Below are 21,335 nucleotides of genomic sequence, written 5' to 3'. Positions count from 1 at the left end.
TGCCTATGACTCGTTATCTTTGATGTTCACTTAATTGGTGGGCCGTTACAAACTATCCTTTATATCGGTGCTTTACCCTATGTAGATATTTTTAATTTATCACCTGTAAACAGAACGATAATCCCATAGGTATCACACTACTAACTGGTGAACATAACAAAAAGGCTTGTCATAAAGACAAGCCTTTAAAAGTATCAATGAAATTATAGTAATTCGATGATAGCCATTTCTGCAGCGTCACCACGACGAGGACCAATCTTAGTGATTCTTGTGTAACCACCATTCTTGTCTGCATACTTAGGAGCAATCTCTGTGAATAGCTTATGAGTAACTGATTCCTTAGTTACAAAACCCATAACCATTCTCTTATTGTGAAGATTGTCTTCCTTAGCTACTGTGATCATCTTTTCTGCCATTGAAGAAACATCCTTTGCACGAGCAAGAGTTGTTTCGATTTTACCATTTTCAAATAGGTATGTTACCATAGCTCTTAGCATTGCCATTCTGCTATCTGTAGCTCTACCTAGCTTTCTTGTTCTTGGCATTTATATCACTCCTTTACCCTAAATATTGGAATTATAAGTGTCTTTATTATTCGTCTTCGTCACGAAGTCCGAAACCTAAGCTTTCAAGCTTCTGAATTACTTCTTCAAGTGACTTACGACCAAGGTTTCTAACCTTCATCATATCGTCTTCACTCTTAGAAATAAGATCCTCAACAGTGTTGATTCCTGCACGCTTTAAGCAGTTGAATGAACGAACTGATAGGTCAAGTTCTTCAATAGTCATTTCAAGAACCTTTTCCTTACCCTTGTCGTCCTTCTCTACCATAATCTCAGTTGTTGAACCCTTATCTGATAGGTCAACAAATAGATTTAGGTGTTCTGTTAGAACCTTAGCAGCTAGAGAAACTGCTTCCTGTGCATTGATTACACCGTTTGTCCAAACATCAAGGGTTAACTTGTCGTAGTCAGTAATCTGACCAACACGAGTGTTGTCAACAGTGTAATTTACTTTTAATACTGGTGTGTAAATAGAGTCAACTGGAAGTACACCAATAACATTGTTACTGGCAAGCTGCTTGTTCTTTTCGCCAGGAACATAGCCTCTGCCTCTGTCTAGTGTGATTTCCATATTAAGTGTTGCACCCTCACCAAGTGTTGCAATGTGAAGGTCCGGAGTTAGGACCTCAACATCGCTATCAGCCTTAATGTTGCTTGCTTTAACTTCACAAGGACCTGTTGCAGATATTTCTACAGTCTTAGGACCATTGTCGTTTAGCTTACAAACAAGGCTTTTCATATTAAGAACAATCTCAGTAACATCTTCTTTAACTCCAGGAATTGTTGAAAATTCATGAAGCACACCGTCAATCTTAATTGACTGAACAGCTACACCCTCAAGGGATGAAAGAAGAACTCTTCTTAAACTATTACCTAGTGTGTTGCCGAAACCTCTTTCTAGTGGTTCAACAACGAATCTGCCGAATTTGCCGTCAGAAGATAGGTCTTCAACTTCAATTCTTGGCTTTTCAATTTCGATCATGAAATAACCTCCTAAACATATATGCACACATATATGTGCCTGTTTCTAATAACCTACGGATGCGTGGATTACTTGGAGTACAATTCGACGATTAGATGTTCTTCTACCTGATAGTCAATATCATCTCTTTCAGGCATTGCGATAACCTTACCGCCAAGTAGGTCAGCATCTTTTTCTAACCACTTAGGTGAAACCATTGACTTTGTTTCGCCTTCTGCAATTTCCTTAAATCTTGCCTTTGAACGGCTGCTATCCTTAACCTTGATTACATCGCCCGGTTTAGTCATATATGAAGGAATGTTTACCTTCTGACCGTTTACTGTAAAGTGAGCGTGGTTTACAAGCTGTCTAGCTTCTCTTCTTGAAGAAGCAAGACCTAGTCTGAATACAACATTATCAAGTCTGCGTTCGATAGTTGTTAGTAGGACTGTACCAGTCTTACCTTCCTTCTTAGCAGCCTGGTCGTAGTAACGACGGAACTGCTTTTCCATAATGCCGTAAATAAATTTAACTTTCTGCTTTTCGTTAAGCTGTAAGCAATATTCGCTCTTCTTTCTTCTCATATTGCCGTTAGAGTTTCTGTTAGTAGTCTTCTTGTTGTAACCCATAACAGAAGGTTCGATACCAAGCTTCTTACAACGCTTAGCGATTGGCTGCATATTCTTTGCCATAACTATTCCTCCTTCTATCTACTATACACGTCTTCTCTTTGGAGGACGGCATCCATTATGTGGGATTGGTGTAACATCTTTGATCATTGTTACTTCAAGACCTGCTGACTGTAAAGCTCTGATTGCAGCTTCACGACCCTGACCAGGTCCTTTAACATAAACTTCTACGGATTTCATACCGTGTTCCATTGCAGCCTTAGCTGCTGTTTCAGCTGCTGACTGAGCTGCGAATGGTGTAGATTTTCTAGAACCTCTGAAACCTAGTTCACCAGCACTAGCCCAAGATACAGCGTTGCCCTGTGTATCAGAAATAGTAACAATAGTATTGTTAAATGTTGACTGGATATGAGCTGCGCCTTTTTCGATATTCTTTCTATCACGGCGACGGCGTACAGTCTTCTTAGTTGCTGCCATTGCTTAATCCTCCTTACTTCTTCTTGTTTGCCATTGTCTTACGTGGGCCCTTACGAGTTCTTGCATTTGTCTTAGAACGCTGTCCTCTTACTGGAAGACCCTTTCTATGACGAACGCCACGATAACAACCAATTTCAATAAGTCTCTTAATGTCAAAAGCAATGTCACGACGAAGGTCGCCTTCAACAATACAATGCTTATCAATATATTCTCTTAACTTTGAAACATCTTCTTCAGTTAAGTCTCTTACTCTTGTATCAGGATTAACACCTGTTGCTGCAATAATGTCTGTTGCAGTCTTTCTACCAATACCATAGATATAAGTTAAACCGATTTCAACTCTTTTGTCTCTTGGTAAGTCAACACCTGCTATACGAGCCATTGTGCACCTCCATAAAATTTAAAAGTTTTTACTAATTAACCCTGACGCTGTTTATGCTTTGGGTTTTCACAGATTACCATGATTTTACCATGTCTTTTGATGATTTTGCACTTATCGCAAATTTTCTTTACTGAAGGTCTGACTTTCATTAAGTATCATTCCTTTCTTAAATTCTTGTATTTAATGAATTACTTTGTTCTCCAAGTAATTCTTCCTCTTGTCAGGTCGTATGGAGACATCTCCACTGTAACCTTATCACCCGGTAGAATACGAATGTAGTTCATTCTTAATTTACCTGAAATAACAGCCAAAATAACATGACCGTTCTGTAGTTCAACCTTAAACTGAGCATTTGGTAAAGCTTCAGTTACTGTACCTTCTACTTCTATAACATCTTGCTTAGACATTATAAACCTCCGAACTCTTTAATACTGTTTTTTATTTGTGGATTAGTTTTATAAGTTTTTGCACATCCATTTGTATGCTGTAAGTGAATCAACTTCTTTTTCTTAGGTTTCTCCACTTTTCTTCTTTTGCCGTTGGCAATGTAAGCATAACTACCATCAATACCAACTACAACGAACAAATCGTCTTTATCACGACCTGCCTTTGCTTTTACGATTGATCCTTCTTTAATCATCCTTACCTCACTTTAAGTCAGGAATTGTTAGGATTTGTGGACCATCGGAAGTAATGGCAATGGAATGCTCAAAATGAGCAGCAAGGCTACCGTCACAAGTTACTGTTGTCCACTCGTCAGGCATAACCTTTACCTTATAGTCACCTGCACAAACCATAGGTTCGATTGCAATAGTCATACCGGGAATTAGTCTTACGCCTCTTCCGGCAGTACCATAGTTAGGTACACTAGGGTCTTCATGTAGTTTCGCACCTACTCCGTGGCCGACAAAATCTCGTACAACCGAGTAACTGCGATCTTCGACATACTTCTGAACAGCTGAGCCAATATCGCCAACACGATTACCGGCCTTTGCTTGTTTGATACCTTCATACAAGCTTTCCTCTGTAGCCTTTAAAAGTGCCTCAGCTTCAGCACTAACCTTGCCACATTTAAAAGTGTAAGCATTGTCACCGTGGAAACCGTCAATAAAAGCACCAACGTCAACACTAACAATGTCACCCTCTTTAAGGATCTGTTTCTTGCTAGGTATGCCATGGATAACCACATTATTTACTGATATACATGCACTTGCAGGAAATCCACCATATCCGAGAAAGGAAGGGGTAGCCCCCTCTTTCTCGATATACTTGCGGACGATAGTATCAATTTCAAGTGTTGAAACACCCGGTTCAACTGCTTTTCCTGCTACTACTAAAGCATTAGCAGAAATTCTGCAAGCCTCTTTCATCTGTTGAAGTTCTCGTGATGATTTGATAACTACCATTCTAAAACCTTCTTACTTAAGTACTTCAAGTACTAGCTTTGTAGTACCGTCAATAGAGTCTGGACAGTCAATAAGCTTTAGCTTACCCTGTGCTTCGTAATAATCCTTAAGTGGTTCTGTTTCCTTATGATATGTTTCAAGACGAGTCTTTACTGTATCAATGTGGTCGTCCTTACGCTGAATAAGGGCACCTGTGCAAACATCACAAACACCTTCGATTTTTGAAGGCTTGTTGATTGTGTGATAAGTCTTACCACACTTTTCACAGACACGGCGTCCGGACATTCTGTTAATGATAATGTCGTCACTAACTTCTAGATCAATTACTAGGTCAATTTCAACACCCATAGAGTCCAGAGCCTCGGCCTGAGGAATAGTTCTTGGGAAACCATCTAGGATAAAGCCGTTCTTGCAATCGTCCTTTGAAAGTCTTTCCTTTACAATGCCGATTACAACTTCGTCAGGTACTAAAGCACCTGATTCCATATAAGACTTAGCTTTAAGTCCCATCTCAGTACCGTTTTTCAGCGCTTCCCTTATCATATCTCCTGTGGAGATTGTTGGAATATTTAATTCTTTGCTGATGATTTCAGCTTGTGTGCCTTTACCGGCACCAGGAGCACCTAAAAATATTAACTTCATTTTTTTCTCCGTTTATTAATCAAGGAAACCCTTATAATGACGCATCATCATTTGGGATTCAAGTTGTTTTGATGTTTCAAGAGCAACACCAACGATGATGATAACTGATGTACCACCCATTGAAAGTCCTGTCATACCTGTCGCAGCTGTGTAAATTAGTGGAACAAGTGCGATAAGAGCTAGGAACATAGCACCGATTAGTGTAATTCTTGAAAGAATCTTTTGAATAAACTCAACTGTTGGCTGACCAGGTCTGATACCTGGGATTGTACCATTATTCTGCTTTAGATTATTGGCCATTTCAATAGGATTATACTGAATAGCTGTGTAGAAATAAGCAAAAGCAAGAATAAAGATGAAGTATAGTACCATATATAGCCAACCTTCAGTGCTAAACGCATTGAAGAAACTTACCCAGAAGCCTGACTTAGGCTGCCAGAACATCTGAATTGTACTAGGAATTGATAGGATTGAAGAAGCAAAGATGATTGGAAGAACACCACCAAGTGCAACCTTGATTGGAAGGTGACTTGACTGACCACCGTACATCTTTCTACCAACAACACGCTTTGCGTACTGAATAGGAATCTTTCTTTCTGAATCCTGCATAAATGTAATAACCCAGATAACTGCTAGGAAAATTACAATCCATAGTGGAACGAAAACAAGCATTTCTGTTGAACCTTCAAGACCTGTTTTCCAGAAACCGGCTAGTCTGCTGATTGTGTAAGGGAATCTTGCGATGATACCGGCAAATAGTAAGATTGAAATACCATTACCAATACCATAGTTGTTGATTTGTTCACCCATCCACATCATTAGGGCAGTACCGGCTGTGAATACAAGAATGATGATGATAGCTGAGTAAACTAGATCAAAACCACTCTTATATACTGTAACATTACTGCGATATAAGTACCAGAAGTATGCTGCACCTTGTACAAGACCAAGAATAACTGTTACATAACGAGTAATCTTACCGATTTTCTTTCTACCAACTTCACCGTCTTTAGCCATTCTTTCAAGAGGAGGAATAGCAACACATAGAAGCTGTAGAATGATTGAACTGTTGATATATGGTGTAACACCCATTGCAAACAATGTTGCATTTGAGAATGCACCACCGGAAAGTGTGTTTAGATAGCTAAGCATTGAACCGCTATCATCAACACCCTTCATTAGTGTATTTAGAGCACCCATATCTAAGAATGGAACAGGAATAACTGAACCAATTCTAAATACTAGAACTATTAATAAAGTGAAAAGGATTTTCTTTCTTAAGTCCGGAATAGACCAAGCGTTTCTAATTGTCTTAAACAATTAAATCACCTCAGCCTTTCCACCTGCCTTTTCGATAGCTTCTTTTGCAGCTGCTGAGAAACCATCAACCTTAACAGTTAAACTCTTTGTTAATTCGCCGTTGCCTAAAATCTTGACACCGTCAAATGAGTTCTTTACAAGGCCAGCGTTTCTTAGAGCATCTACATCAACAACAGCACCGTTGTCAAATTTAGTTTCTAGCTGCTTTAGGTTAAGAGCAACAATCTTCTTTCTGAAAATGTTGTTGAAACCTCTCTTTGGTACTCTTCTCTGTAGTGGCATCTGACCGCCTTCAAAACCCGGACGAATGCTACCACCTGAACGAGCCTTCTGACCCTTATGACCTTTACCGGAAGTCTTGCCCCAACCAGAACCATGGCCACGACCAATTCTCTTTACGCTCTTTTTAGAACCATCTACTGGTGAAAGTTCATGTAATTTCATTTACCTTGCACCTCCCTTAAGCATCAACCTTGATAAGGTGAACAATTTTAGCAATCTTGCCCTGTGTTGAAGGGTTGTCTGGCTGTTCTGTTGTGTCGCCAATCTTCTTTAGGCCAAGTGCATGGGCAGTTGCAATCTGATCCTTCTTAGTGCCGATAAGGCTTTTTACTAGAGTAATTTTCATTCTTAGCAACCTCCCTATTATAAAATTTCTTTAACTGATTTGCCACGAATAGCAGCAACTTCTTCAGCTGTTCTTAGATTCTTTAGACCTTCTAGTGTAGCTCTAACTACATTACAAGGGTTATTTGAACGAAGAGCCTTTGTTCTGATGTCCTTGATACCTACAGCTTCAACAACTGAACGAACAGGACCACCAGCGATAACACCGGTACCAGGAGCAGCAGGTTTCATAAGAACTCTACCTGCACCAAATTCACCGATAATTTCATGAGGGATTGTTGTACCTCTTAGAGAAACCTTCATTAGGTTCTTCTTAGCATCTTCAATACCCTTTCTGATAGCGTCCGGAACTTCACCGGCTTTACCGATACCGAAACCAACAGTACCTTCGCCATCACCTACAACTACAAGAGCTGCGAACTTATAAATACGACCGCCTTTTACAGTTTTTGATACACGGTTGATTGTAACAACTCTTTCTGTAAATCTGTCGTCATTTCTATCATAATTAGCCAAAGTAATTCCTCCCCTTCCTTAGAAATTGAGGCCACCCTCACGGGCGCCTTCGGCCAATTCTTTAACACGGCCGTGATAGATATTACCGCCTCTGTCGAATACAACATCAACGATATTCTTCTCTGCTGCCTTAGCAGCAATTAACTTACCAACTGCTCTTGCAGCCTCTTTGTTTCCGCCATTGCCACTAATGCTCTTATCAAGAGTAGAAGCAGCAGCAAGTGTAACACCAGCAACATCGTCAATTAACTGAGCATAAATGTTGTTAGTAGAACGGAATACACAAAGGCGTGGACATTCTGCAGTACCGCTAATCTTACCACGAACTCTCTTATGGCGATTTAGACGGGCTTTTTTTGTATCAGGTCTTTTTACCATTTGTCATTCACTCCTTAATTACTTGCCTTTACCGGCTTTACCTTCCTTACGACGGATAACTTCATCCTTATACTTAATACCCTTACCCTTGTATGGTTCTGGTGGACGCTTTTCTCTAACTTCAGCAGCGAACTGACCAACCTTCTGCTTATCGCAGCCAAGAACAATGATATTATTAGGATCTGGAACTTCCATCTTAATGTCGTCTGTTTCTTCAACAATTACCTGATGAGAGAAACCTAGGTTCATAACAACTTTGTTACCCTGCTTCTGAACTCTGTAACCAACACCGTTAACTTCTAGTTCCTTCTTGTAGCCTTCTGTAACGCCGATAACCATATTGTGGATTAAAGAACGAGTAAGACCATGTAGGCTTCTGTTTAGCTTGTCGTCATTAGGACGCTTAACTTCAACAACATCACCATTGATTTCAACTGTCATATTTGGGTGTACCTTCTGAGTTAATTCACCCTTAGGACCCTTAACAGTTACAACGCCTTCGTTTACTGAAACAGTAACGCCAGCGGGAATATTTATAGGTTTTCTTCCAATTCGAGACATCTCGGCACCTCCTTACCAAACAAATGCAAGAACTTCGCCACCGATATTTTCTTTACGAGCCTGACGGTCTGTCATGATACCCTTAGAAGTTGAGATGATAGCGATACCAAGGCCCTTCATAACCTTTGGTAGGTTTTCTGCATTGCTGTAAATACGTAAGCCTGGCTTTGAAACTCTTCTAAGACCTGTGATTACAGGAGTCTTATCTTCAGTGTACTTAAGTGTTACCTTAATTACGCCCTGCTTACCATCTTCCATTGTAGTAAATTCTTTAACATAACCTTCATCAACAAGAATCTGGCAAATAGCCTTCTTCATGTTTGATGCTGGAATGTCAACTGTATCGTGTTTAGCAGAACTTGCATTACGAATTCTTGTAAGTAAGTCTGCAATTGTATCAGTAATCTGCATAACTTTACCTCCTTACCAGCTTGATTTCTTAACGCCTGGAATCTCACCCTTATAAGCGAGTTCACGGAAGCAGATACGGCAAATACCGTACTTACGGAGGTAAGCATGTGGTCTGCCGCAGATTTTGCAGCGAGAGTACTTTCTTGTAGAGTACTTAGGCTCTTTCTGCTGTTTGATTTTCATTGCTGTCTTAGCCACAACTATTCCTCCTTACTTTGTGAATGGAGCGCCCATTAAGCTTAGTAGCTCACGGCCCTCTTCATCTGTCTGAGCTGTAGTAACGAAACAAATGTCCATACCACGAACTTTATCAATCTTATCATATTCGATTTCAGGGAAAATTAACTGTTCCTTGATACCCATGTTATAGTTACCACGACCATCAAATGAGTTACCGTTAATACCTCTGAAGTCACGAACTCTTGGTAGAGCAACATTGAATAGACGATCTAGGAATTCATACATTCTGTCGCCTCTTAGTGTTACTTTACAACCAATTGCCATACCTTCTCTTAGTTTGAAGTTAGCAACTGATTTTCTTGCTTTACAAATCATTGGCTGCTGGCCGGTGATAGCACGAAGGTCAGTACAAATTGAGTCGATAACCTTGTGGTTTTCCTTAGCTTCACCAGCACCAACATTGATAACAATCTTATCTAGCTTTGGAATCTGCATTACGCTCTTGTAAGAGAATTTCTTCATAAGAGCCGGTGCAACTTCTTCTTTGTAGAAAGTCTTTAATCTAGCCACTGTGAAATCCTCCTTTAAATTTCTTCTTTACACTTAGCGCAAATACGATCCTTAGAGCCGTCAGCGTTAATCTTGTGAGCAACTCTAGTCTGCTTTTTGCATCTTGGGCATACTAGCTGAACTTTTGATGCATACATAGCACCTTCAGCCTTCTGGATACCACCTGCTTCACCCATTCTTCTAGGCTTAACATGCTTAGTTACCATATTGCACTTTTCAACGATAACTTTGCCTTCCTTTGGTGAAACAGCCATAACAGTACCCTGCTTGCCTTTGTCTTTACCGCTAATAATTACAACGGTGTCGCCTGTTTTAACATGAACTTTATTATTCATAACTTGACACCTCCAATTAAAGTACTTCAGGAGCTAGAGAAAGGATCTTTGTGAAGTCCTTTTCACGAAGCTCACGAGCAACTGGTCCAAAAATACGAGTGCCTCTTGGACTCTTATCATCTTTAATAATAACAGCTGCGTTTTCATCGAAACGGATGTATGTGCCGTCTTCACGACGAACACCCTTAGCAGAACGTACAACTACTGCACGAACTACATCACCCTTCTTTACAACGCCGCCTGGTGTTGCTTTCTTTACAGAAGCAACTACAACATCGCCAATGTTGGCATATCTTCTCTTAGTACCACCGAGAACACGAATGCACATAAGTTCCTTAGCGCCAGTATTGTCGGCTACCTTGAGATAAGTCTGCTGTTGAATCACAGTGTGTTCCTCCTTTTTCTCAAGCTAACTTATTTAGCTTTTTCAATGATCTCGACTAGTCTCCATCTCTTATCCTTAGAGAGTGGGCGAGTTTCCATGATCTTTACTCTGTCGCCTACACCTGCTGTGTTATTTTCATCATGTGCTTTATAGCGAACAGTTCTCTTAACAATCTTATTATAAAGCTTATGCTTTACGCTGTCTTCGATTGCAACGACAATGGTTTTATCCATTTTGTCAGATACAACCTTGCCGACAACAGTTTTTCTGTAATTTCTATCGCTCATTGTTGTATCCTCCTTAAGCTTCAGCTAATTCATCTTCACGAAGAATTGTTGAAATTCTAGCAATATCTTTCTTAACTGCCTTAATTCTTGTTGGGTTTTCTAGCTGATTAATAGCAAGCTGAAAACGAAGGTTGAATAGTTCTTCCTTCAAGTCTTTTAGCTTAGTCTGCTGTTCTTCAGTAGAAAGTTCTCTAATTTCCTTTGATGTCATTACTGTTCAACCTCCTTTGTAACAAACTTACACTTAATAGGTAGCTTATTAGCAGCAAGACGCATAGCTTCTCTTGCTGTAGCTTCGTCAACACCACCAAGTTCAAACATAACTCTGCCTGGCTTAACAACAGCTACCCAATATTCTGGGTTACCTTTACCTTTACCCATTCGAGTTTCAGCAGGTCTTGCTGTAACCGGCTTATCTGGGAAAATCTTAATCCAAACTTTACCGAAACGCTTGCAGTAACGAGTCATAGCTACACGGGCTGCTTCGATTTGGTTTGATGTAATCCATGATGGCTCTAAAGCCTGAAGGCCGAATTCACCGTAAGTAACCTTATTACCACGGTAAGCTTTACCTGTAAGACGACCTCTGTGTACTCTTCTGTACTTTACTCTCTTAGGTAATAACATTACTTCTTGCCTCCTTCTTTACGAGCTGGACGCTTCTGTACATTACCGATTACTTCACCCTTGTAGATCCAAACCTTAACACCGATCTTACCGTATGTTGTGTTTGCTTCTGCAAAACCGTAGTCGATATCAGCACGAAGTGTCTGTAGAGGAATAGTACCTTCATGATACTGTTCACTTCTTGCAATTTCTGCACCGCCAAGTCTACCGGAACACATTGTCTTGATACCCTTAGCGCCGAACTTCATTGATCTGCCGATTGCCTGTTTCATAGCACGACGGAATGAAATTCTCTTTTCTAGCTGAAGTGCAATGTTTTCTGCAACAAGCTGAGCATCTGTATCAGGATGCTTAACTTCAACAATGTTGATGTTAACAGGCTTGTTTAAGAACTTTTCACACTGAGCCTTTAGCTTCTCAATTTCACTACCGCCTTTACCGATAATCATACCAGGCTTAGCACAGTGAATGTGAAGTCTTACTTTTTTACCATCTCTTTCGATTTCAATCTTAGAGATGCCTGCTGTATAAAGCTGTTTCTTTAATACCTTACGAAGGTTGTAGTCTTCAACAAGTGTATCGCCGAAATCTTTCTTGCTGGCAAACCATCTTGAGTCCCAGTCTTTAATTACGCCTACACGAATACCGTGTGGATTAACTTTCTGTCCCATTGCTACAAACCTCCTTTATTCTTTCTCTTTTAGCACTAGAGTGATATGAGATGTTTTCTTATCAATTCTAAATGCTCTACCCTGAGCTCTTGCTCTAATTCTCTTAAGAATTGGGCCCTGGGATACTGAACATTCTGCAACATATAGTGCAGATGTGTCCATGCTGTGGTTATTCTCAGCATTAGCAACTGCTGACTTGAGCAACTTAAGTAGTGGCTCACAAGCGGCCTTTGGGGTATGCTCGAGAATAGCCTTTGCAAGTTTTACGTCCTTACCACGGATAAGGTTTAGTACAACTGAAACCTTACGAGGTGAAATTCGAACATATTTTGCATATGCTTTTGCTTCCATCTTGCTTACTCCTTCCGCTTATTTAGATGTCTTACTACCAGCATGACCTCTGAATGTTCTAGTTGGAGCAAACTCACCAAGCTTGTGACCAACCATATCTTCAGTTACATATACTGGAACATGCTTACGTCCGTCATGGACTGCAAATGTGTGACCTACAAATTCAGGGAAAATTGTTGAACTTCTTGACCAAGTCTTTAGAATTCTCTTTTCTCCCTTTTCGTTCATATCAATGACTCTTTCGAGCAGCTTAGGCTGGACAAAAGGGCCTTTTTTAGTACTTCTACTCATATTAAATTAGCTCCTTCCGTCTTACTTACCGTTTCTTCTTCTTACAATTAGCTTGTCAGAAGCCTTGTGGTTCTTACGAGTCTTGTAACCAAGAGCAGGTTTACCCCAAGGAGTACATGGACCTGGACGACCGACTGGTGATTTACCTTCACCACCACCGTGTGGGTGGTCATTAGGGTTCATTACAGAACCTCTTACTGTTGGTCTCCAACCCATATTTCTCTTTCTACCAGCCTTACCAATCTTAACGTTTTCGTGATCTGAGTTACCTACAACACCGATTGTAGCCATACAGTTATCAGGAACGTTTCTTAGTTCGCCGGATGGTAGTCTAAGTAGAGCCATACCGTTTTCTTTAGCCATTAGCTGTGCCATATTACCAGCTGATCTAGCTAGCTGGGCACCTCTACCTGGGTAAAGTTCAATATTGTGGATGAATGTACCTGTTGGAATAGCACTTAGTGGTAGTGCGTTACCAGGCTTAATATCTGCACTAGGACCGGCAACAACTGTGTCGCCAACCTTGAGACCTTCCGGTGCAATGATGTATGACTTTTCGCCGTCTTCATACTGAATTAGTGCGATAAATGCTGAACGGTTAGGATCATATTCTAATGTCTTAACTGTTGCAGGAATGTCAAACTTCTGTCTCTTAAAATCAATTACTCTGTACTTTCTACGGTTACCGCCGCCTCTGTGACGAACAGTAATTCTACCATAAGAGTTACGACCAGCATTCTTTTTGATTGGCTGTAGTAGACTCTTTTCAGGTGCTACCTTTGAAAGAGATGAGTAATCAGTAACCGACATATTACGGCGTGCGTTTGTGGTCGGTTTATATACCTTAATGGCCATTTGATTTCACTCTCCTCATGATGGCTTTGCGGGGTTTATGGTGAAGCCCCATACATTCTGCCTATTAATTAGTAATTTTTTAGAATTCTTAATTAGGCTTACATCATGCCTTCAAAAAATTCAATGCTCTTGCTATCTTCTGTTAGAGTAACAACAGCCTTCTTCCAAGACTTTGTATAGCCCTGTGTTCTGCCCTGTCTCTTTAGTTTGCCACGAACAGAAACTGTGTTAACCTTAGCAACTTTAACTTTGAAAGCTTCTTCAACAGCGTTAGCAATATCAATCTTTGTAGCTGTCTTAGCAACTTCAAAGGTGTACTTCTTTTCTGCAATACCCATCATTGACTTTTCAGTGATGATTGGGCGAATAATGATGTCATGAGCGATCATGCGTACACCTCCTCAATCTTAGCAATTGCACCCTCAGCGATAACTAGCTTGTCTGCATTTAGAATATCATAAACATTGATTTCGTTATACTGACAAGTCTTAACACCAGGAATGTTGTTTGCTGACTTGATAACTTTGCTATCAACTTCTGGAAGAACGATTAGTGTCTTCTTTTCAGAGCCGATTGCTTTGAGCATCTCAACCATAGTTTTTGTTTTGTAGTCGTCACAAGCGATCTTATCAACAACGATAAGTTCATCTGCAGCAACCTTTGAAGATAGAGCTGACTTCATAGCAAGTCTCTTTACCTTCTTATTTACACTGAAGCTGTAGTCTCTTGGCTTTGGAGCAAATACGATACCACCGTGTGTCCACTGTGGAGATCTTGTAGAACCCTGTCTAGCACGACCTGTGCCCTTCTGTCTCCATGGCTTTCTACCACCACCGGATACTTCTGAACGAGTTAAAGCACTCTGAGTACCCTGACGCTGATTAGCAAGATAGAGAACTACCATCTGATGCATTACTGCTTCGTTTGGTTCGATAGCAAAAATAGAATCGTTTAGTTCGATTGTCTTAGCGTTTGAACCCTTCATATCAACAACGTTAATACTTGGCATTTGTAGTCCCCCTTTCTTAAGCCTTTACAGAATCTTTGATTACAACATAGCCTTTGTTAGGGCCTGGAATAGCACCCTTAATAGCAATGAGGTTGTTTTCTACATCAATCTTAACGATTTCAAGATTCTGAACTGTTACTTTTTCAGCACCTAAGTGACCGGCCATCTTCTTACCCTTGAATACACGAGAAGGAGATGAACAGCAACCCATTGAACCACCGTCTCTTACACAAGGACCTGAACCATGAGTTTCCTTAAGTCTCTGGAAATTCCAGCGCTTGATTACGCCGGCAAAGCCTTTACCTTTGCTCTTACCAGTAACATCAACTTTGTTACCAGCTTCAAAAACATCTGCTTTGATGATGTCGCCTACGTTGTAAGCATCTGTGTCTTCAAATCTAAATTCTTTAAGAACTTTCTTTGGAGCAACATCAGCCTTGTCAAAATGACCCTTCATAGGCTTGTTTACTTTGTGAGGCTTCATATCGCCGTAGCCCATCTGAACTGCTGCGTAGCCATCACTTTCAACTGTCTTTTTCATTGAAACTACACATGGGCCAGCTTCAACAACAGTTACAGGAACGAAACGTCCCTTTTCGTCGAAAATCTGAGTCATACCGACTTTCTTTCCGATTAATGCCTTCTGCATTATGTTTTCCTCCTTTTAGGTTATTGGTTGGTTTCCCAACATTTACCCTGTCTACCGGTAGGTTGAAATGAAATTATAACTTAATTTCGATGTCAACGCCTGCAGGGAGTTCTAATTTCATAAGAGCATCAACAGTTTTGTTTGATGGTCTTAGAATGTCGATAAGTCTTTTGTGAGTTCTCATTTCAAACTGCTCACGGCTGTCCTTGTACTTATGAACAGCTCTTAGAATTGTAACAACCTGCTTCTGTGTTGGTAGAGGTACAGGACCTGAAACTCTAGCACCTGTTCTCTTGGCTGTTGCAACGATTCTTTCAGCTGATTGATCAACTAACTGATGATCGTAACCCTTAAGTCTTATACGAATTTTTTCCTTGACTGCCATAATAACGCCTCCTTAAATAGTTTTGAGTTGGCGGGCGTGCTTTTAACTGATAACACATCCGGGTGTTTCACACCCTTGCATTAAAAAAACCGGATGAATTTTATTCATTCGGGCAGTTCAAAGCGCATTAAGAGCATAGTGTTACCCTATTGGGTAATATTTGCTCAATCTTAACTTAATCGCCCGGTTTAAAATCGGACATACTCCACGGAAAAACCGACTAACTGTCGCAACCTCCCGCTTCTTCGCATATCTATCGCAGTCACGCAAGGCTTATTATACTAGATTTAATGGGCTTTTTCAAGGTTTTTACACAATTATATCATTAGAAGTTTATAAATATTTTAAAGATGTTTTTGTGTATTATGCACAAAGATTATATTTTTATTGCACATAAAGAATTTTCACCCCTAAAAGCCCTATAAATCGGCATTTTTGCTGCTTTTAAAGAATAATTTTACAAAAAATTCATTAACTAAAGTAAGCAGCAGCAAAAACTGAACCCAAAATAAGCACTGCACATACAATGGCAACTATACGAATTATAATCATCTGTCTTTTTCTTTTCTTCTGATAATTCATAAAATCACTCCTTCTTTGTATTATAACACACTTGATTATTTTTTCAATGGGATATATTATTATATTAGAAAATAACTTATACTATTATATATAGAAAGGAATGTGCTATATGCTACACATTTACTATGGATATGGCAAAGGTAAAACCACCTGTGCTGTTGGTATTGCTATGAGAGCTGCCGGTAGCGACAGGAAGGTGCTATTCTCTCAATTCTTAAAAGGCAATGATTCCGGTGAAAGACGCTCAATGGAGCTTATACCTAACATTACCCTTACTCCTTGTCCTGACCATGTTAAGTTTGTCAGAGATATGACTGATGAAGAAAAATTGCAATGTCGTCAACATTGCAGAAATACATTTGAGTATTGTGCTAAGGAAGCATTAGTAGGCAAATACAATATGGTTATCTTTGATGAAATATTTATCGCAATTGAAAACAATATGCTTTCTGAAAGTGATCTTTTTGACTTCTTAGCCAATGCTCCTAAGAATATCGAAATTGTTTTAACCGGTCACAACCCAAGTGAAAAGATACTTAAACTTGCTGACTACTGTACTGAAATGAGAAAAGTTGCTCATCCTTATGACAGAGGTATATCTGCAAGAAAAGGAATTGAATTTTAACTATACTATATATAGGTAAAGCCCCACATAATAATATGTGGGGCTTTGTTCTACCTGTCCTATATTTATTAATACTTTTCAGCTATCTCGCCTAATCTTTTATAGATTGAGTTTTCTGCTACATAGCCTCTAACGAATGAAAGTGGATATACATTAGTATTTTTACCGATAACAGTACCTGGGTTCAGAACTGAATTACAGCCAACCTCTACATGGTCTCCTAGCATAGCACCAAACTTTTTAACACCTGTTTCAACCTTTTTACCGTCTAATAAAACAGTTACAAGAGTTTTGTCACTCTTTAGGTTCGATGTAATTGAACCTGCACCTGTATGTGACATATGACCTAGAATACTGTCACCAATATAGTTAAAGTGAGGAACTTGAACACCATTAAACAGAATAGCATTCTTAAGTTCTGTAGAGTTGCCAACAGTAGCACCCTTACCTACAATAGCATTACCTCTGATAAATGCACACTGTCTAACTTCGGCATCTTCATCAATAATAAGTGGACCATTTAGGTATGCTGAGTCAAAAACTTTAGCTGACTTAGCAATCCAAATGTTGTCACCTTTCTTTTCGTAAATATCAGGATCAAGTGTGTTACCTAGCTTAATAATAAAGTCACCAATTAAAGGCAAAGCCTCCCAAGGATATGTAAGACCATCAAACAAATCTTTTGCAATAGTTTCGTCTAAATTGTACAACTTCTTAATTGTTAATCTTTCCATTACAATTTTTACCTCTCAATAATATTTTTATGTATCAAAAATTCTTTAAAACCTGTTTTCTTCATTAAGAAGCATACCAACAATGCAATTAAAGAACCTACAATAGCACCAACAAGTACATCTGATGGGAAATGTACAAAAACATATAATCTAGATAAGGCAATAGCTGTTGCAAGGATATATCCCAAAATAGCCCATCTCTTTTTCTTTAAAGTAACAAGCAAAGCAGTTGCTGCTGCAAAAGCACTTGCTGAATGGTTTGATGGAAAGCCATAAGAATCAGGTCTTGAAACAAGCATTTTTATAGAGAAATCTATATTACAAGGGCGAACCCTACAAATAATATTCTTTAGTGTAAATTCTGTTATTAAAGTGTCTATGCCCATTGCAAGTAAAATTGCAAAACCACAATATCTTGTTTTCTTAAAACAAATTAGTATGATTGAAATTACAATCCACACCATACCACCCTCTTGAATAAATCCAAACAGTGGCATTAAGAAATCAAGGAAAGAACATCTTAAATGTTCTTGAATATAGTACAGAATACTAAAATCAATTTTTGTAATATAGTCGAAAAATCCCATCTTATCTCCTTACCGAAAAAAATGCAAAGACTAAAAATCTTCGCATTTTAGTTAATTATTATTTTTCTTTAAATTCTTTAAACTTCTCCTTAATAGGAGCATATAGTGGTTCAACCTTTTCTATATAGAAAGGTTTTAATTTTAGTTTTTCTATAATATAGCTGATACCACCAAAGTGAATTCTATCTTTAATCTTAATTTTGCTATTAATCTTGTTACCTAAATTAGAAAACAACTCCTGAGTATTTAGCTGAGGAAGTTCATTTTCGTATTCCTCTCTGTTTTTTGACTGAGTTTTCTTTGTTTTATGTAACATAGCTATTGTATAAATATAATCGCATACAAAGATAACAGCCAAAACAATAGCTGACCAAAACTGATAATCTTCCGGAATAATAGAAATCATTTTCATAAAAGCAGGATGTACTGCTTTACATAAAAGCATACAAAGTGTACCAAAACACAATGCACCTAAAAGGCAAATCCTTCCTTGAAAGTTAAATCTAATATTGCTATAGTCCCACCATTTTTTATGGAAACAATTTTCCAGTATAACTGCTACTAAATATTCAATAATTGTAGCAATAGCCATACCTCCAAAGAAAATCACCCAAGAATTATCTGTTCTACCATAAAAGCAAAATACCATTGCTACTGCCCCACCACCATAAATCGGACAGTAAGGACCTTTTAGAAATCCGGAAGAGATATATCTTCCTTCCTGAACTGTATATAGTGCAGTTTCATAGGCCCAGCCAATAATGCTATATAACATAAACGCTAAAAAATATTGCACTAAGTTCACTTTTCTCCACCTACTTCTTAACTAAACCCTTTGTCATCAGTTTACGCAAGGACACTCCCCATTCTTTGAAAACTTCTTTTAAGGTACATGTCTTGTCAAAATAACAGATGACATACGCTTCCCTACATTTTGGTGGCACAACTGTAAGTGGCCACATATGTTTCTTAATAATTTCCTTTTCTTTATCATCCAAAACAAAGGCTTTTTCAGCATTTCTAAGTGCTATTCCCGGATGATAAAAGCCATGAAGGTTTATTTCTAAATCCTTATCGTGCCAATCATAAAGGAACAAATCATGAAGAAGTCCTCCTCTTGCAGCAGCACGATAATCAAGATTGAATTTTCTACAAAACTGAAAACTTTTGAAAGAAACCATCAAACAATGGTCAAAGGTTGTTGTATCTCCATGCTGAGTAAAGTTACACATTTTCTGTACTACTTCACTTTCAATCAAATCACTTATGCAGTCAAGAAACAAATCAATCTCTGACTTTGTAATTATACCGAAACAATTCAACAGCTTATCGTTAATTGTAAACACTTCCTAATCTCATATGTTACTATTATATCATTTTTCTCATTTTTCTTTCAACAGTAAAAAAATGGAAATACACAAACAATATACATTATCGTTTGTGTATATATAACAAATTGAAGTGTTAATTTAAAATTCATCTTCAAGAAGTTTCATACAATGGTTGTATTCTTCTTCACTGATACTACCTACTTTGTATAGGTTTTCTGTTTCTTTCTTAACTCTTTCAATCTCTGTTGAGTTGTTAATAAGCTGATTTTTCCAGAGAAGATAGTTGTCCTCAGAAATAATCAAAATTGCCTTTGCTTTATAAAGTGTTTCCAGTTTATCAAGCAAAGTGACCTCATCATTACTGATAAATTCTTTCAAAATTTGGTGAGTATCCTGCAAAAGTTCTTCTTTTTCTTTTTCAAACTTTTCTCTATCTTTAGCACCAAAATGATACTTCTTATCAATAGCATTCAGCGCTACTTTATATTCTTCAATCAAGTCCTCCGGCTTAAAATCAAAGTCAAGTTTAACCTTAGCGATTTTCACCAGCTTATTTTCTTTCCAACCAATCTTTACACCAACAAACTGATATATAATAGTCAGCAATGCAGTAACAACATTTAGCGCAACTTCAACCCACATATACCAATTATAATTAGGGTTAATAACTAATATAGCAGTTAATAATGCCATAATAATCAGTGAGCAAATTGAAATGGGCGTATTAAGATACTTTCTATTCAGACAAAAAGAAAGAAAATTAAAAATAATGCATAGTGTTGCTACTGTAATTAGAGCAATGCTTCCCTTTACAATTGGAAAACAAGAATAAATTATGTATCCACTATAAACCGTTGTAATAGCAGTCAGTATGCCATTAATTGCCCACAAAATATTTTTATTTACTTTATATTTATTTTTTATATTGCTTATAATCCCCATACAATCAAATCCTTTTACGGAAAATATATGTAATAAGTTTTAATATACAAGCACCAACCATAAATGAGCCTACATAGGTCATTAGTTCTTGATAACTACAGAAATATCCCCAACCGGTAACTGCAAGGACTTTCCACCACAAAGCAAGTACCACACCAACAACACCAATGAAAAGTATATCCATCAAAAGCTGTGGAATGTTTTTTGTACTTGATAAAACCATAACACTTATTACTGCACCTACAAGGGCCAGTGTTATGACTACTACAAAATTACTGTTAGTTAAAACTTGATTAGCAGTTTCTCTGCTTGTATATGTGGTTATTTCAGAAAGAAGTGCATTCTTAAGGTTTACTCTGGCATATATGATTAGAGCCAAAACAAAATCGCAAATAGCAAGAGTGCTAATTTTCTTTATCATAACACCAACCTCCTTATTTTTAATGGTCCACCTGACAGGACTCGAACCTGCTATCCCCAGAATCGGAATCTGATGCGTTATCCAAGTACGCTACAGGTGGATTTTTATGAAATCATTATATCATAGTATAAGGTTGTTTCGTGCTTTAAAAGAATTATGATTATGTTTTGCAAATTTTCTAAAACACTTTTAGTACATATTGAACAAAACTATAAAATTAATTATGTGCATAATGTTAATCAGCAAGTAAAACACTACCACAACAAACATTACAATATTTACTATAAAAATCAGATTATCCGATGCATTCTTAATGGCATAAAAAATATAACCCACCAATAATAAAGGCAAAACACACTTTATCATAAAGCAAAACATAGGTTTCTCCAGCAGATAAATCATTATAGGATTTATTTCTTTAAATCCATTGTACTGAATTATTGTAATTGTGCAGAGATAATCGGATATATTTAAAAAAAATAATAATAATAATTTTCTTCGACAATTAGCCACCTGTAGCCCAGTTATATTCACACTTTTCACCTCACTATAGTGTAACTAAAAGCCAATAAAAAATACTTTTCTTTAAAAAGAATTAAAAAAGATTTAAAAAAATTCAAAAAAATTGTTGACAAAAATTTTTCC

40 protein-coding genes and 1 tRNA gene are annotated in these 21,335 nt (G+C 38.1%); 1 reads left to right on the top strand and 40 read right to left on the bottom strand.

Features of this window, described 5'->3' with window-relative positions:
• Window positions 1-203: 203 nt before the first annotated feature.
• The 32 genes from rplQ to rpsJ all read right to left on the bottom strand — a co-directional run bounded on the left by rplQ (window position 204) and on the right by rpsJ (window position 15,468).
• Window positions 204-545 (bottom strand): 50S ribosomal protein L17, encoded by a 342-nt coding sequence (gene rplQ, locus WMO18_RS05925; protein WP_022505497.1) that lies wholly within the window; start codon window positions 543-545, stop codon window positions 204-206.
• Between the two features lie 46 nt (window positions 546-591).
• The gene (locus WMO18_RS05920; protein ID WP_022505498.1) at window positions 592-1,545 is read right to left on the bottom strand and encodes a DNA-directed RNA polymerase subunit alpha; all 954 of its coding nucleotides are present in this window, start codon (window positions 1,543-1,545) and stop codon (window positions 592-594) included.
• Between the two features lie 68 nt (window positions 1,546-1,613).
• On the bottom strand, window positions 1,614-2,216 hold the full coding sequence (rpsD, locus tag WMO18_RS05915) for a 30S ribosomal protein S4 (protein ID WP_022505499.1): 603 nt from the start codon (window positions 2,214-2,216) through the stop codon (window positions 1,614-1,616).
• Between the two features lie 21 nt (window positions 2,217-2,237).
• Window positions 2,238-2,630, bottom strand: coding sequence for a 30S ribosomal protein S11 (rpsK, locus tag WMO18_RS05910; RefSeq protein ID WP_022505500.1), 393 nt, complete (start codon window positions 2,628-2,630; stop codon window positions 2,238-2,240).
• A gap of 13 nt (window positions 2,631-2,643) precedes the next feature.
• Complete coding sequence (gene rpsM / locus WMO18_RS05905) at window positions 2,644-3,012, bottom strand: 30S ribosomal protein S13 (protein WP_138157188.1); 369 nt, start codon at window positions 3,010-3,012, stop codon at window positions 2,644-2,646.
• Between the two features lie 35 nt (window positions 3,013-3,047).
• Complete coding sequence (rpmJ, locus tag WMO18_RS05900; RefSeq protein WP_022505502.1) at window positions 3,048-3,161, bottom strand: 50S ribosomal protein L36; 114 nt, start codon at window positions 3,159-3,161, stop codon at window positions 3,048-3,050.
• A gap of 39 nt (window positions 3,162-3,200) precedes the next feature.
• Entirely contained in the window at window positions 3,201-3,419 is a 219-nt protein-coding gene (infA, locus tag WMO18_RS05895) for a translation initiation factor IF-1 (RefSeq protein ID WP_022505503.1), read from the bottom strand.
• The gene (locus WMO18_RS05890) at window positions 3,419-3,652 is read right to left on the bottom strand and encodes a KOW domain-containing RNA-binding protein (RefSeq protein WP_022505504.1); all 234 of its coding nucleotides are present in this window, start codon (window positions 3,650-3,652) and stop codon (window positions 3,419-3,421) included. Before WMO18_RS05890 ends, infA begins: the two co-directional genes overlap by 1 nt.
• 7 nt (window positions 3,653-3,659) lie before the next feature.
• The gene (gene map / locus WMO18_RS05885; protein ID WP_022505505.1) at window positions 3,660-4,418 is read right to left on the bottom strand and encodes a type I methionyl aminopeptidase; all 759 of its coding nucleotides are present in this window, start codon (window positions 4,416-4,418) and stop codon (window positions 3,660-3,662) included.
• 12 nt (window positions 4,419-4,430) lie between these two features.
• A complete protein-coding gene (locus tag WMO18_RS05880; RefSeq protein ID WP_022505506.1) occupies window positions 4,431-5,060 on the bottom strand; it encodes an adenylate kinase in 630 nt (209 codons plus the stop codon).
• A gap of 15 nt (window positions 5,061-5,075) precedes the next feature.
• Window positions 5,076-6,380, bottom strand: coding sequence for a preprotein translocase subunit SecY (gene secY, locus WMO18_RS05875; protein ID WP_211147109.1), 1,305 nt, complete (start codon window positions 6,378-6,380; stop codon window positions 5,076-5,078).
• Window positions 6,381-6,824: a 50S ribosomal protein L15 gene (gene rplO, locus WMO18_RS05870; protein WP_022505508.1), complete on the bottom strand. Its 444-nt coding sequence runs from the start codon at window positions 6,822-6,824 to the stop codon at window positions 6,381-6,383.
• Between the two features lie 16 nt (window positions 6,825-6,840).
• The gene (gene rpmD / locus WMO18_RS05865; protein ID WP_408638764.1) at window positions 6,841-7,008 is read right to left on the bottom strand and encodes a 50S ribosomal protein L30; all 168 of its coding nucleotides are present in this window, start codon (window positions 7,006-7,008) and stop codon (window positions 6,841-6,843) included.
• 17 nt (window positions 7,009-7,025) lie between these two features.
• On the bottom strand, window positions 7,026-7,523 hold the full coding sequence (rpsE, locus tag WMO18_RS05860) for a 30S ribosomal protein S5 (protein WP_022505510.1): 498 nt from the start codon (window positions 7,521-7,523) through the stop codon (window positions 7,026-7,028).
• 18 nt (window positions 7,524-7,541) lie between these two features.
• Window positions 7,542-7,901 carry a 50S ribosomal protein L18 gene (gene rplR, locus WMO18_RS05855; RefSeq protein ID WP_022505511.1) on the bottom strand — a complete coding sequence of 120 codons (360 nt, stop codon included), beginning with the start codon at window positions 7,899-7,901 and terminating at the stop codon, window positions 7,542-7,544.
• Between the two features lie 18 nt (window positions 7,902-7,919).
• Window positions 7,920-8,462: a 50S ribosomal protein L6 gene (rplF, locus tag WMO18_RS05850; RefSeq protein ID WP_138157183.1), complete on the bottom strand. Its 543-nt coding sequence runs from the start codon at window positions 8,460-8,462 to the stop codon at window positions 7,920-7,922.
• Between the two features lie 12 nt (window positions 8,463-8,474).
• Entirely contained in the window at window positions 8,475-8,873 is a 399-nt protein-coding gene (rpsH, locus tag WMO18_RS05845; RefSeq protein ID WP_022505513.1) for a 30S ribosomal protein S8, read from the bottom strand.
• A gap of 12 nt (window positions 8,874-8,885) precedes the next feature.
• A complete protein-coding gene (locus tag WMO18_RS05840; RefSeq protein ID WP_022505514.1) occupies window positions 8,886-9,071 on the bottom strand; it encodes a type Z 30S ribosomal protein S14 in 186 nt (61 codons plus the stop codon).
• Between the two features lie 12 nt (window positions 9,072-9,083).
• Entirely contained in the window at window positions 9,084-9,623 is a 540-nt protein-coding gene (gene rplE, locus WMO18_RS05835) for a 50S ribosomal protein L5 (RefSeq protein ID WP_022505515.1), read from the bottom strand.
• Between the two features lie 14 nt (window positions 9,624-9,637).
• A complete protein-coding gene (gene rplX, locus WMO18_RS05830; protein WP_022505516.1) occupies window positions 9,638-9,958 on the bottom strand; it encodes a 50S ribosomal protein L24 in 321 nt (106 codons plus the stop codon).
• Window positions 9,959-9,974: 16 nt separating this feature from the next.
• Entirely contained in the window at window positions 9,975-10,343 is a 369-nt protein-coding gene (gene rplN / locus WMO18_RS05825) for a 50S ribosomal protein L14 (protein ID WP_022505517.1), read from the bottom strand.
• Window positions 10,344-10,372: 29 nt separating this feature from the next.
• Entirely contained in the window at window positions 10,373-10,630 is a 258-nt protein-coding gene (gene rpsQ / locus WMO18_RS05820; protein ID WP_022505518.1) for a 30S ribosomal protein S17, read from the bottom strand.
• Between the two features lie 13 nt (window positions 10,631-10,643).
• Window positions 10,644-10,841: a 50S ribosomal protein L29 gene (gene rpmC / locus WMO18_RS05815; protein WP_022505519.1), complete on the bottom strand. Its 198-nt coding sequence runs from the start codon at window positions 10,839-10,841 to the stop codon at window positions 10,644-10,646.
• Window positions 10,841-11,257, bottom strand: a complete 417-nt coding sequence (rplP, locus tag WMO18_RS05810) for a 50S ribosomal protein L16 (protein ID WP_022505520.1) — start codon at window positions 11,255-11,257, stop codon at window positions 10,841-10,843. Before rplP ends, rpmC begins: the two co-directional genes overlap by 1 nt.
• The gene (gene rpsC, locus WMO18_RS05805; RefSeq protein WP_022505521.1) at window positions 11,257-11,928 is read right to left on the bottom strand and encodes a 30S ribosomal protein S3; all 672 of its coding nucleotides are present in this window, start codon (window positions 11,926-11,928) and stop codon (window positions 11,257-11,259) included. The genes rplP and rpsC overlap by 1 nt, the downstream gene beginning before the upstream one ends.
• A 15-nt stretch (window positions 11,929-11,943) precedes the next feature.
• Window positions 11,944-12,279, bottom strand: coding sequence for a 50S ribosomal protein L22 (rplV, locus tag WMO18_RS05800; protein WP_022505522.1), 336 nt, complete (start codon window positions 12,277-12,279; stop codon window positions 11,944-11,946).
• 18 nt (window positions 12,280-12,297) lie between these two features.
• Window positions 12,298-12,570, bottom strand: a complete 273-nt coding sequence (gene rpsS, locus WMO18_RS05795) for a 30S ribosomal protein S19 (protein WP_022505523.1) — start codon at window positions 12,568-12,570, stop codon at window positions 12,298-12,300.
• 21 nt (window positions 12,571-12,591) lie between these two features.
• Window positions 12,592-13,425, bottom strand: a complete 834-nt coding sequence (gene rplB / locus WMO18_RS05790) for a 50S ribosomal protein L2 (RefSeq protein ID WP_022505524.1) — start codon at window positions 13,423-13,425, stop codon at window positions 12,592-12,594.
• A 98-nt stretch (window positions 13,426-13,523) separates the two neighbouring features.
• Entirely contained in the window at window positions 13,524-13,814 is a 291-nt protein-coding gene (gene rplW, locus WMO18_RS05785; protein WP_022505525.1) for a 50S ribosomal protein L23, read from the bottom strand.
• Entirely contained in the window at window positions 13,811-14,434 is a 624-nt protein-coding gene (gene rplD / locus WMO18_RS05780) for a 50S ribosomal protein L4 (protein WP_022505526.1), read from the bottom strand. The genes rplW and rplD overlap by 4 nt, the downstream gene beginning before the upstream one ends.
• 16 nt (window positions 14,435-14,450) lie before the next feature.
• Window positions 14,451-15,083 carry a 50S ribosomal protein L3 gene (rplC, locus tag WMO18_RS05775; protein WP_022505527.1) on the bottom strand — a complete coding sequence of 211 codons (633 nt, stop codon included), beginning with the start codon at window positions 15,081-15,083 and terminating at the stop codon, window positions 14,451-14,453.
• A gap of 73 nt (window positions 15,084-15,156) precedes the next feature.
• A complete protein-coding gene (rpsJ, locus tag WMO18_RS05770; RefSeq protein WP_022505528.1) occupies window positions 15,157-15,468 on the bottom strand; it encodes a 30S ribosomal protein S10 in 312 nt (103 codons plus the stop codon).
• Between the two features lie 691 nt (window positions 15,469-16,159).
• On the opposite strand from rpsJ, the gene WMO18_RS05765 reads away from it, so the two are divergent.
• The gene (locus tag WMO18_RS05765; RefSeq protein ID WP_022505530.1) at window positions 16,160-16,675 is read left to right on the top strand and encodes a cob(I)yrinic acid a,c-diamide adenosyltransferase; all 516 of its coding nucleotides are present in this window, start codon (window positions 16,160-16,162) and stop codon (window positions 16,673-16,675) included.
• A 68-nt stretch (window positions 16,676-16,743) separates the two neighbouring features.
• Here WMO18_RS05765 and WMO18_RS05760 read toward each other — a convergent pair whose 3' ends face one another.
• The 8 genes from WMO18_RS05760 to WMO18_RS10960 form a co-directional block, all read right to left on the bottom strand.
• Window positions 16,744-17,409, bottom strand: a complete 666-nt coding sequence (locus WMO18_RS05760) for an LbetaH domain-containing protein (protein WP_211147112.1) — start codon at window positions 17,407-17,409, stop codon at window positions 16,744-16,746.
• Between the two features lie 8 nt (window positions 17,410-17,417).
• Entirely contained in the window at window positions 17,418-17,996 is a 579-nt protein-coding gene (locus WMO18_RS05755) for a phosphatase PAP2 family protein (protein ID WP_022505532.1), read from the bottom strand.
• Between the two features lie 58 nt (window positions 17,997-18,054).
• Window positions 18,055-18,801, bottom strand: a complete 747-nt coding sequence (locus tag WMO18_RS05750) for a putative ABC transporter permease (RefSeq protein WP_211147113.1) — start codon at window positions 18,799-18,801, stop codon at window positions 18,055-18,057.
• A gap of 10 nt (window positions 18,802-18,811) precedes the next feature.
• Window positions 18,812-19,342 carry an HD domain-containing protein gene (locus WMO18_RS05745; protein WP_348982007.1) on the bottom strand — a complete coding sequence of 177 codons (531 nt, stop codon included), beginning with the start codon at window positions 19,340-19,342 and terminating at the stop codon, window positions 18,812-18,814.
• A gap of 123 nt (window positions 19,343-19,465) precedes the next feature.
• Window positions 19,466-20,269 carry a hypothetical protein gene (locus WMO18_RS05740; protein ID WP_022505535.1) on the bottom strand — a complete coding sequence of 268 codons (804 nt, stop codon included), beginning with the start codon at window positions 20,267-20,269 and terminating at the stop codon, window positions 19,466-19,468.
• A 4-nt stretch (window positions 20,270-20,273) separates the two neighbouring features.
• Complete coding sequence (locus WMO18_RS05735; protein WP_211147114.1) at window positions 20,274-20,690, bottom strand: hypothetical protein; 417 nt, start codon at window positions 20,688-20,690, stop codon at window positions 20,274-20,276.
• A 23-nt stretch (window positions 20,691-20,713) separates the two neighbouring features.
• A tRNA-Arg gene (locus WMO18_RS05730) sits at window positions 20,714-20,790 on the bottom strand.
• An 89-nt stretch (window positions 20,791-20,879) separates the two neighbouring features.
• Window positions 20,880-21,203, bottom strand: coding sequence for a DUF5658 family protein (locus tag WMO18_RS10960; RefSeq protein WP_353845842.1), 324 nt, complete (start codon window positions 21,201-21,203; stop codon window positions 20,880-20,882).
• Window positions 21,204-21,335: the final 132 nt, after the last annotated feature.

The organism is Ruminococcoides intestinihominis, assembly GCF_040096285.1.
Lineage (GTDB): Bacteria > Bacillota > Clostridia > Oscillospirales > Acutalibacteraceae > Ruminococcoides > Ruminococcoides intestinihominis.
Note: the sequence above shows the minus strand (reverse complement) of the source record. Positions and strands in the feature narration are given on the sequence as shown.

Bases quoted from the DNA above. Each gene is read 5' to 3' on its own strand.
- rplQ (WP_022505497.1), bottom strand. From the start codon at position 545: ATGCCAAGAACAAGAAAGCTAGGTAGAGCTACAGATAGCAGAATGGCA.
- WMO18_RS05920 (WP_022505498.1), bottom strand. From the start codon at position 1,545: ATGATCGAAATTGAAAAGCCAAGAATTGAAGTTGAAGACCTATCTTCT.
- rpsD (WP_022505499.1), bottom strand. From the start codon at position 2,216: ATGGCAAAGAATATGCAGCCAATCGCTAAGCGTTGTAAGAAGCTTGGT.
- rpsK (WP_022505500.1), bottom strand. From the start codon at position 2,630: ATGGCAGCAACTAAGAAGACTGTACGCCGTCGCCGTGATAGAAAGAAT.
- rpsM (WP_138157188.1), bottom strand. From the start codon at position 3,012: ATGGCTCGTATAGCAGGTGTTGACTTACCAAGAGACAAAAGAGTTGAA.
- rpmJ (WP_022505502.1), bottom strand. From the start codon at position 3,161: ATGAAAGTCAGACCTTCAGTAAAGAAAATTTGCGATAAGTGCAAAATC.
- infA (WP_022505503.1), bottom strand. From the start codon at position 3,419: ATGTCTAAGCAAGATGTTATAGAAGTAGAAGGTACAGTAACTGAAGCT.
- WMO18_RS05890 (WP_022505504.1), bottom strand. From the start codon at position 3,652: ATGATTAAAGAAGGATCAATCGTAAAAGCAAAGGCAGGTCGTGATAAA.
- map (WP_022505505.1), bottom strand. From the start codon at position 4,418: ATGGTAGTTATCAAATCATCACGAGAACTTCAACAGATGAAAGAGGCT.
- WMO18_RS05880 (WP_022505506.1), bottom strand. From the start codon at position 5,060: ATGAAGTTAATATTTTTAGGTGCTCCTGGTGCCGGTAAAGGCACACAA.
- rplO (WP_022505508.1), bottom strand. From the start codon at position 6,824: ATGAAATTACATGAACTTTCACCAGTAGATGGTTCTAAAAAGAGCGTA.
- rpmD (WP_408638764.1), bottom strand. From the start codon at position 7,008: ATGAAAATTACTCTAGTAAAAAGCCTTATCGGCACTAAGAAGGATCAG.
- rplR (WP_022505511.1), bottom strand. From the start codon at position 7,901: ATGGTAAAAAGACCTGATACAAAAAAAGCCCGTCTAAATCGCCATAAG.
- rplF (WP_138157183.1), bottom strand. From the start codon at position 8,462: ATGTCTCGAATTGGAAGAAAACCTATAAATATTCCCGCTGGCGTTACT.
- rpsH (WP_022505513.1), bottom strand. From the start codon at position 8,873: ATGCAGATTACTGATACAATTGCAGACTTACTTACAAGAATTCGTAAT.
- rplX (WP_022505516.1), bottom strand. From the start codon at position 9,958: ATGAATAATAAAGTTCATGTTAAAACAGGCGACACCGTTGTAATTATT.
- rpsQ (WP_022505518.1), bottom strand. From the start codon at position 10,630: ATGAGCGATAGAAATTACAGAAAAACTGTTGTCGGCAAGGTTGTATCT.
- rpmC (WP_022505519.1), bottom strand. From the start codon at position 10,841: ATGACATCAAAGGAAATTAGAGAACTTTCTACTGAAGAACAGCAGACT.
- rplP (WP_022505520.1), bottom strand. From the start codon at position 11,257: ATGTTATTACCTAAGAGAGTAAAGTACAGAAGAGTACACAGAGGTCGT.
- rpsC (WP_022505521.1), bottom strand. From the start codon at position 11,928: ATGGGACAGAAAGTTAATCCACACGGTATTCGTGTAGGCGTAATTAAA.
- rplV (WP_022505522.1), bottom strand. From the start codon at position 12,279: ATGGAAGCAAAAGCATATGCAAAATATGTTCGAATTTCACCTCGTAAG.
- rpsS (WP_022505523.1), bottom strand. From the start codon at position 12,570: ATGAGTAGAAGTACTAAAAAAGGCCCTTTTGTCCAGCCTAAGCTGCTC.
- rplB (WP_022505524.1), bottom strand. From the start codon at position 13,425: ATGGCCATTAAGGTATATAAACCGACCACAAACGCACGCCGTAATATG.
- rplW (WP_022505525.1), bottom strand. From the start codon at position 13,814: ATGATCGCTCATGACATCATTATTCGCCCAATCATCACTGAAAAGTCA.
- rplD (WP_022505526.1), bottom strand. From the start codon at position 14,434: ATGCCAAGTATTAACGTTGTTGATATGAAGGGTTCAAACGCTAAGACA.
- rplC (WP_022505527.1), bottom strand. From the start codon at position 15,083: ATGCAGAAGGCATTAATCGGAAAGAAAGTCGGTATGACTCAGATTTTC.
- rpsJ (WP_022505528.1), bottom strand. From the start codon at position 15,468: ATGGCAGTCAAGGAAAAAATTCGTATAAGACTTAAGGGTTACGATCAT.
- WMO18_RS05765 (WP_022505530.1), top strand. From the start codon at position 16,160: ATGCTACACATTTACTATGGATATGGCAAAGGTAAAACCACCTGTGCT.
- WMO18_RS05760 (WP_211147112.1), bottom strand. From the start codon at position 17,409: ATGGAAAGATTAACAATTAAGAAGTTGTACAATTTAGACGAAACTATT.
- WMO18_RS05755 (WP_022505532.1), bottom strand. From the start codon at position 17,996: ATGGGATTTTTCGACTATATTACAAAAATTGATTTTAGTATTCTGTAC.
- WMO18_RS05740 (WP_022505535.1), bottom strand. From the start codon at position 20,269: ATGGGGATTATAAGCAATATAAAAAATAAATATAAAGTAAATAAAAAT.
- WMO18_RS05735 (WP_211147114.1), bottom strand. From the start codon at position 20,690: ATGATAAAGAAAATTAGCACTCTTGCTATTTGCGATTTTGTTTTGGCT.